This window comes from Sulfitobacter sp. UBA4523 (assembly GCF_002388305.1).
GTDB classification, from domain to species: Bacteria; Pseudomonadota; Alphaproteobacteria; order Rhodobacterales; family Rhodobacteraceae; genus Sulfitobacter; species Sulfitobacter pontiacus.
In genome coordinates this window covers 84,433-91,950 of sequence record NZ_DGMH01000054.1, presented here as the reverse complement: position 1 = coordinate 91,950, position 7,518 = coordinate 84,433, and the positions used below count along the sequence as shown (strand labels likewise).

At 57.5% G+C, this 7,518-nt stretch carries 6 protein-coding genes and 1 pseudogene; 4 read left to right on the top strand and 3 right to left on the bottom strand.

Going from position 1 to position 7,518, the window contains the following annotated elements:
• Both B3849_RS13770 and B3849_RS13765 read right to left on the bottom strand, forming a co-directional pair.
• The coding region (locus B3849_RS13770; RefSeq protein WP_286780302.1) for an NAD(P)/FAD-dependent oxidoreductase at positions 1–856 on the bottom strand (856 nt) is incomplete at its 3' end.
• A 36-nt stretch (positions 857–892) separates the two neighbouring features.
• Positions 893–1,786 carry a pirin family protein gene (locus B3849_RS13765; protein ID WP_286780301.1) on the bottom strand — a complete coding sequence of 298 codons (894 nt, stop codon included), beginning with the start codon at positions 1,784–1,786 and terminating at the stop codon, positions 893–895.
• Positions 1,787–1,889: 103 nt separating this feature from the next.
• Here B3849_RS13765 and B3849_RS13760 point away from each other — a divergent pair, with 103 nt between their 5' ends.
• The 4 genes and pseudogenes from B3849_RS13760 to B3849_RS13745 all read left to right on the top strand — a co-directional run bounded on the left by B3849_RS13760 (position 1,890) and on the right by B3849_RS13745 (position 5,548).
• Entirely contained in the window at positions 1,890–2,783 is an 894-nt protein-coding gene (locus B3849_RS13760) for a LysR family transcriptional regulator (protein WP_278426049.1), read from the top strand.
• 295 nt (positions 2,784–3,078) lie between these two features.
• Positions 3,079–4,014, top strand: coding sequence for a TRAP transporter large permease subunit (locus tag B3849_RS13755; protein ID WP_286780300.1), 936 nt, complete (start codon positions 3,079–3,081; stop codon positions 4,012–4,014).
• Positions 4,015–4,062: 48 nt separating this feature from the next.
• Positions 4,063–4,695: pseudogene (locus tag B3849_RS13750) on the top strand (IS6 family transposase).
• A gap of 67 nt (positions 4,696–4,762) precedes the next feature.
• Complete coding sequence (locus B3849_RS13745; RefSeq protein WP_286780299.1) at positions 4,763–5,548, top strand: DUF4198 domain-containing protein; 786 nt, start codon at positions 4,763–4,765, stop codon at positions 5,546–5,548.
• 33 nt (positions 5,549–5,581) lie between these two features.
• Here B3849_RS13745 and gspD read toward each other — a convergent pair whose 3' ends face one another.
• Positions 5,582–7,477, bottom strand: a complete 1,896-nt coding sequence (gene gspD / locus B3849_RS13740; RefSeq protein WP_005848548.1) for a type II secretion system secretin GspD — start codon at positions 7,475–7,477, stop codon at positions 5,582–5,584.
• Positions 7,478–7,518: the final 41 nt, after the last annotated feature.

The window sequence follows — 7,518 nt, the reverse complement described above, 5'->3', positions numbered from 1 at the left end:
GCTTACGGCTTGTGGCCACGATTGTCATGGCGTCGCCGACATCCGCGACATCGCCCGCCGCAAACACGTTCGGCAGTGAGGATGGGCGCATCCATGGGTCGACCTTGATCCGGTTTGCCGTCGTCTTCTGAACACCGGCAAGCGTTTCAAGCACCTCGGAATTCGCGCGCGATCCGATAACCGGAAAGATCAGGTCGAAGTCGTGCTGTGACCCATCGGCGAGTTGCAGGCTGCCCGCGTAGGGCTCGGTCATGCTTGTCAGGTTCTCTGCCATCTGGCCAAGAATGAGTGTGACGCCAGCCTTGCGCAGTTTCGTAGCCAAAGAGGTGCCCAGCTTTGACGGCATCGTCGGGAATAATGCCTCGTCGCTTGAGATCAACGTCACCTTCTTGTCCGGCATGGCATAGGAGATTTCGCCCGCAAGCTCGGTGCCAACAGCACCAGCCCCGACAATCCCGATGCGCCGCGCCGCTTTGAGTTGCTGGTGAATGCGCTGGTTGTCGCCCCTAAGGCCCGCAATATCAGCACCTTGAGGCTTGAAGGGCATCGCATTGCTGGACCCGGTGGCAACAACGATTTGATCCGCCTCTACCCGCGTGCCGTCCTCCAACGTGACACCTTCCGCGTCGATAGCCGTCGCCTTGGACGCCATGACCCTGCCGTTCATGAGCAGCCGATCATAGGGAATGAGAGCGCGATCTAGCAGCGAAGGGTCGACAACCGCGCGGATCATGGCCGGCGCGTGAACGAAGTGACTGCGCGGCTCGATCAATGTGACTTCCGCGGTGTCGTCGAGAGACTTCGCGAGTTCGGCGCCTATGTAACCGCCGCCGACAATGGCAATTTTCTGTGACATGATTTCTAACCTTCTTGGTCGCCTTACGGCGTTATTCTATGATTTGTAGGCAGCGTGATCGGCGGGATAGGTGATCTGTCCGAATTTCCCGGCGCGATACGCGCGGAACGCTTGGGCCAGCTCATCGTCGCTGTTCATGACAAACGGGCCGCGCATTGCGATAGGATCAGTGATCCCTTCACCGCCAAACAGTAGCAGATCAAGCGGTTCAACAGCCGGGTTGGTAATCTCCAACGTCCCATCCGGGGCGTCCAATCCGATGATGGTATGAGCGTCGATCTTGGCATCACCGACCACGGCCCCATGCGTCGGCAGGAATCCCGCGACTGGCAGACCGGCGTGCAAGGCGATGTCGACCGTCGCAAGCGGCTCGATCCTGACGTGCCAGATGAATTCGCCCGCATAGGTGGGGATGGGCGAGGATTGTCCATCATACTGGCCAAGCAGAACTTTGACCTCCCCACGTCCACCCGCGAGCATTGCTACGGGCAGGTCCGGGGATGAGACGGGCATGTATTGCGCAGGCTCGATCTTGTTCGGCGCGGGCAGGTTGATCCAGAATTGAAAGGAATGCAGCACCCCGCCATCACGGCGCAGGGGCACCGCGAGCATTTCGTCGTGGACAATGCCATTGCCCGCCTTCATCCATTGCACGCCTCCCGCCGTGACGGAGCTGTTGTTTCCCAGGCTGTCAAAATGGGTCATGGCACCTTCCATGACAAAGGTGAAGGTCACGATACCCGCATGGGGATGGGCAAAGCTGCCGTCCGGCTCGGGTAACTCACCGGCAGAAATTTCGCGCTTGGGAAGATGATCAAGAAGCAGGAAAGGGCCGACCGCATTCACAGCCCGGTTCGGAAGGGCACGTCCGATGGTAAATGTACCGACCTGATCGGGCTGCGCTGGCTCTTGAAAAGAAACTTGTTTCATTGAGTTGCTCCGGATGTTGATCCGATGATAAGCGAAACGAAACTTTATTGATATTTATACTTATTTCGCATCTATATAATCTAATCTTAACTTCTGGTGCCTGATGAAACTCGATCAACTGAATGTTTTGCGCGCTGTTGTTGAAACGGGCTCGGTCAAAACGGCTGCCGAACGTCTCAACCGGACACAGCCGGCGATCAGCCAGGCATTGAAGGCTCTGGAATTCCAGACTGGGACCGAATTGTTTGACCGGTCAGGGTATCGGCTTGAACTCACACCCGTCGGCAAACGGGTCTATCTTCAATCCTTGCGCGTTTTGACGGAGGCAGAGGATCTGGGTCAACTGATCCATCATTTCGAAAAAGGGCAGGAAGAGACGATCACGATCGCGGTGGATGCCATCGCTGACCTCAACACACTGACCCCCGTCTTATGCAAACTGCAAACAGGTTTTCCCGAGACCCGCGTGGTCTTGCGCCCCGAGGTACTGTCCGGTGCCATCGAGGCCGTGAAAACAGGAACCGCGGCAATCGCGATTTCGCCAATGTCCTCGGTCATGCTCGAGGAAGAGGGTTTCGACTATATCCCCCTCGGTACATCGACGTTGCGCAATGTTACGTCACCCTCCCTTTGGGCCGAGATGGACAATCCCAAGCGCCTCGCGGACCTGCGGCGCTTCCATCAGGTCATCGCAAGCGACAGCGGGCAAGCCGGAGGACTGTTCGACCGCGAAATCGGCGTCCAGAAAGGCCAGCGCCGTTGGTACGTCAGCGATCTTCAGACAAAAAAACACCTTTTGATCGCAGGCCTCGGTTGGGGCCGCCTACCAGAGCACATGATTGCGGAAGAGTTGAAACAAGGGCGGCTGTGCGAGATAGACTTGCCACACACGCATCTTGCGTTCGACGTCACCATCTACGCGTTTCGCCAGTCCAAGCCAATCGTCCGCGCGGTAGCGGCATTGCTGTGGAAAGAATTTGAAGCCCATGCGATGTAAGACATGTGTGTCGTAAAAGCCGGCTTTGATGGCCGATTTTCCGACGCATTTCTGCGGCTAATCTTTTATGAAAGTAATGCTCCGGCTATCCCCGTGATACCGACAAGGGTATCATTGAAACCCCTGCCAGTCTAATCGCAGCTTCGGCGACAGCTTCCGAAATGCCCGCCATAGCTATGCCGCCCTGCCCTTTGCCCTGGTCTTTGATGCGGACACGACCCTGCGGCGGATCACGGGTAGTATCCTGGCGGCGCTCGGCGTTGCCGCCGCACTTTGGGTAGCATTCAACAGCGATGTGCTCGGGGACCAATATGGCTTCGTTGAAAGCGACTTTCAACTCGCGGTCGCGGTGGCGCTGCTCTTGGTGGAGCTCGAAACGGCCCGGCGCGTGACCGGCTGGCCGCTGCCGCTGGTGGCGGCACTCGCCCTGCTCTACGGGTTGTTTGGACAGTATATTCCGGGTGAGTTCGGGCATTCCGGCACGCCGGTTGAAAGTTTCTTCGGGACGCTGGCCATTGCCGAGGGCGGCATCGGGGGCACGCTGACCGGGGTTTCGGTGTCGGTCGTGGCGATCTTTGTAATCTTTGGCGCGGTCCTAGACGTTGGTGAAGCGGGTCAGAGTTTCATGAACGTTGCGGCAGCAGCAGCGGGTCGGCTGAAGGGCGGTGCCGCCAAGGTTTCGGTGTTGTCGTCAGCCCTGTTCTGCTCCATCTCGGCCTCGGCGAATGTCGCCTCCACCGGCGCGCTCACCCTGCCCGCGATGACGAAGCTTGGCTATCCCAAACGCCTTGCCGCCGCGGTCGAGGCCGTAGCCTCCTCCGGCGGGCAGATCATGCCACCCCTGATGGGTGCCGGTGCCTTTGTCGTGGTCGAGCTTACCAGCGTGCCCTACACCGGCATTATGCCCGCCGCAGCCCTGCCGGCGCTAATGTATTTCGTCGCGGTCTGGATGGGCATCAACACCTATGCCAGGCGAGAACTGGTTGAAGGTCGCGCTGACAGCAATGGCACTTGGCATCAGGCTTTATATCATTCCGTTGGGCATGATCGCCAACCCCGACATGCTGCGGCTCTCGGACGCTCCACTGGCAGCGGCGCGCGTGGCCTTGGGGGTGACGTTACTCTCGTCCGGTCTGATCGGAGCGCACCGACCCATACAGACGATCGCGCTCTGCGCGGCCGGGCTAGCGGTTGTATTCTCAGGCCTCTGGTTTTGACCAATTTAGTGTAGTTGCTGCTGGCCTAGAAGATACAGGCATTGCCAAGTTGTTCAGCTAGCATGATCCGGCTATTTCAACGTCGTGAAACCCCAACCAGCGTCCTGCGCCTGAGGGGTTTCCAGTTCCCTCGCGCAATCATCGCATACGTTGTTTGGTCTTACCATCGCGTCGCAATGAGCACGGCCGACATCGAAGACCTGGTGGCCGAGCGCGGTGTGATTGTAAGCCGGGAAGCAGTCCGGTTGTGGGTTACTCACTTTGGTCCACAATTCGCAAATTGCGGCCGGCGCGTTCGTCCTCGACATTTTCGTGCAAACGCCACGAAACGCTACAGCAGCCAAGCGATTTCTTCAAAGGCTGATCAATCAGTTCGGCGAGCCGAGGGTCATGACCACCGACAAGCTGCGCAGCTATGTCAAGCCGATCAAAACATTGGCACCGGACGCTGACCACCGCGCCCACGAGGGATTGGACAACACCATCGACGGATCACACAGGCCGACCCGCAAGCGAGAGAAGATATTCGGCCGGTTTAAGTCACATCGGCAGACTCAGAGGTTGCTATCCGCTCACGATCAGACCAACCTGATTTTCCGTCCCGCCGATTTCAACGCGCCGCAAACTCATATCGCCATGCCCGAGATGACGCGTTCAGCCTCTGGGCAGAATTCACCATCGAGGTGATGGCTTAATTTACAGACCAGCAACACCCTACGACACACGGCCAACAACTTGGCACTGCCGAAACAGCAAACGGGTATGATCATGTCTCTATACACGAAATCTTTGACCATATGGCTTCTGGCCACCCATTCTGCCTTGGCGCATGAATTTTGGATTGAACCTCGCGCCTATACTTTGCCGTCGCAGGCAATGATTGAAGCGGATCTATTGGTCGGATCCGAGTTTGTCGGGCAGGATTATATCTTCATTCCGAAGGGATACAGCTCGGCCCTGTTTTCCAGAGGTGACGTTGAAACAGAGCTGGCGTTTACCGGACAAGATAACCCGTCGTTGAGCCTCCAGTCGGGCGAAAACGGGCTACACACTATTGTACTTGTTTCAAATGCAAGCACCCTAAAGCATGACACGCTGGCCGACTTTCGTGAATTTGCTGAAACCGTAGGGCGTGGTGCCGAAGTATTTAGCACCCGGCCGGGTCAGCCCATCAGAGAAGCCTATTTCCGTTACGCGAAAACCTTGGTGGGGGTGGGCGACAAAAGGGGGCAGGATCGTGCATATGGCGCAATTTACGAGTGGGTAGCGCTGGATAATCCTTATGTTACTTTGGGCGGGCCGGTCCGCTTTCAGCTGCTCTTGAATGGTGAAGCAAACGCCAATCAACCGGTTCAGGTATTTGCGCGGCCTGTTGGGTCCGGAGCCGAGACAGGACCGCAGCATATGATGACGGATGCGAATGGCATATTGACGCTTTCGGATGACATTCGTGGAGAGATCATGATCAACAGCGTAAAATTGCTGCCGGTAAAGCATAATGACTTTGATTGGGTGAGCTATTGGGCGTCGCTCACTTTTGAACGGTAGCAGCGTCTTGGGGGCGCGTGCCACTGGCTTGGATCAATACAAACCCTGAATTTCCAAAGGCAACTGCTGTACTTCTTGTTTTTTAAGGATCGTTCTAGGTTGCTGTGTGGCGTCGGCTGCTTTCAGGCGGTTGAACCGGCGCGAAGAAGCCTCGGTGATATCTTCACGGCTGCGCAGGATCGTGGGTCTTAGAAAGACAAAAAGTGTACGCTGGGTATTGCGGGCATTACGCGATTTGAAAAGCTCTCCGACCACCGGTAGATCGCCAAGACCGGGCACCTTGCTGCTGCCATTGATGCGGTCGTCGGTTATCAGCCCACCAAGCACAACTGTTCCGCGGTTGTCGGCCATTACGGTTGTATTAATCACCCGCCGGTTGGTCACAAGATCCGCGGCACCTTCAACATTGGCATTTGTTAGGCTCGATATTTCCTGTTCGATGACCAACTGCACCACACCTCCGGCCGTGATCCGGGGAACGACATTCATCGTGATGCCGACATCACGTCGTTCAATCGTGGTAAAGGGGGTCGCCGTATTCCCATCGGTGGCGAAGCTACCAGTCCGGAAGGGAACGTTCTGGCCGACGACGATGGTCGCGGGTTCATTGTCCAGCGTCGTGACCGATGGCGTCGACAAAAGCCGCGCGCTCGTAGACTGCGACAGGGCCTGCACCAAAATACCAAAGTCATTGCCACCGGCACCAAGCGTCAGTCCCGTAGACAAGGCCGACCCGGCGGGGACACCAACAGCAGCAAGCACGGACCCCAGCGATACCCCTCCCCCATTAGAGAAGTTCGAGGCGGCGATTGCTCCGTTCGGCACATTCGGGCCAAGCCCCAGTTGGACCCCAAGCCGCTCTGCGACCTCGCCGGACACTTCGACAATAGCTGCCTCGATCATGACCTGCGGGCGACGCACATCAAGGGCATGAACGAGTTGCCCGACTTCTTGGACCTGCGCCGCAGTGCCGCGAACAACGATAGAATTCGTTTCGACAGAGGCGGTGATATTGACAGCATCCGGGGCGACGACGCGGTTTAGCGGCACAAATTGTCCGTCCGACGTGGCTTCGGCTGATTGTGCGCCCACATCTGCGGCAACTGCGTTGGTAATGTCAGTGGCATCCCCCACCGTACCTTTGATGATGTCTGCAATGATCTGTGCGTCGCCATACTGGAGGTTGAAAACTGTGGTAGCGACGGCCTCGCGGGGGTCTTTACGTGGCGCAACGTCCATGGCGATCGCAAGGCTGCGAATTTCTGCAATGTCTTCGGGCGTGCCGCGGACGAGCAGTAAATTGGACCCTGCATCAACGGAAAGGCGCGCGCCTGTACCCGCTTGACCAAGTACCTCTAGGATCGCACTGCCGACGGTGACCGCATCGGCACTGCGAAAGCGCAGCACCTCAGAGCGGACAAGGGCATCTCCGTCAAAGCTGCGCGCGATGGCCATGATCCGGTCCACATTGGCGCGGGTATCGGTAATGACCACGCCATTGGGATCTTCGACGGCCTCGATATATCCCGATTCCGCGACAAGCGGGCGCAGGACGCGCACGGCTTCGGCAGAGGGCAGCCGGTTCAGGCGCAACATCTCGGTTACGAAGTCTTGACTGCCAGCGATGACTTCTTCGCCAAGATTAGGTCCGCTCGCAGTGCGCGCTTCGGCCTCGGGGATCACTTGCCAGATTGATCCGGCCTGAACGGCAACAAATCCGCGTACCCGCAGAATGGATTGGAACAACGACCAGACGCCTTCTTTGTCCAGCGCCTCGGCAGAGACGACAGTCACCTCTCCCACCAACCCCGGATCAAGCACCAAGGTGCGGCCGGTTATTTCGGAAATCTGTTCAACGAGCAAAGAGATGTCTGCGTCTCGCAGATTGATGACAAAGGTTTCCTGAGCGCGCACAGGGGCGGGCAGCATTAGTAAAACTGCGAGGGCAAAGGCTGCTATATGGCGAAGCG